The organism is Roseovarius autotrophicus (genome assembly GCF_018069895.1).
Lineage (GTDB): Bacteria > Pseudomonadota > Alphaproteobacteria > Rhodobacterales > Rhodobacteraceae > Roseovarius > Roseovarius autotrophicus.
On the sequence record NZ_JAGQDH010000080.1, the window covers coordinates 1 to 762 of the forward strand.

At 58.9% G+C, this 762-nt stretch carries 1 pseudogene; it reads left to right on the forward strand.

Features of this window, described 5'->3' with window-relative positions:
• Positions 1-552: 552 nt before the first annotated feature.
• Positions 553-762: pseudogene (locus tag KAK09_RS18640) on the forward strand (transposase); the annotation flags it as partial.

Here is a 762-nt window from a genome sequence, read left to right on the forward strand (position 1 = left end):
GGCTTCATATCGCATCTCGAAATTGCAGGGTTCTGGCTGCAATTATACCAAATGCTGCATTCAAAACCAAAGAAAAACGCTACTTTATAAAGCGAAATCAGAAGGATGAGAGCTGTTCAGGATGAACTATGTACCGCGCAGCGTGCATGAAGCGGCGGCAAAGCTGGAAGCCGCTTGCGCGCGCTGCGAGCACCCGTCCCCGATAGGCGTTGCCGAACACGGAATGGCGTTTCGACAAACGCTGCCCGCGCGCGTGCTCTGGCATCAAGTGTGGCGCTACATGACGGAGCGGGACAACGTCGCCCTGACTTTTCGATCAGATTCATCGTGGTCGATGATCCCGCCTTCGATTATTTGTATTCGGTTACGCCTGAGCGCGTGAACTGAAGCCGCCCCGCATGGGGCGGCTTTCTTGTCAGAACCCGAACAGATCGCCCTGAACCGTGAGCGCTTCGTCGATGGTGCGAAGGTTGGCGAACCCGTTCGTGAGATGCGAGGTCTTGAGGCTGATCGCAGTATATATGTTGCAGGTCAGCGGTCTGTCATCTTCTTCGCCAATGGCGCAAGGTCCATCTGGCCATGGACACCGCCACATCCGACATCCGCGCGGTCGAGTTCACCCCAGCCGGGAAGGCGACAGCCCCGTCCTGCTGGACCTGCTCGACCAGGTCCCCCAGGACGAAGACATCGGCACCGTGACCGCAGATGGCGCCTACGACACCCGCCGCTGCCACGGCGCCATCATCGCACGCGGTGGCACGG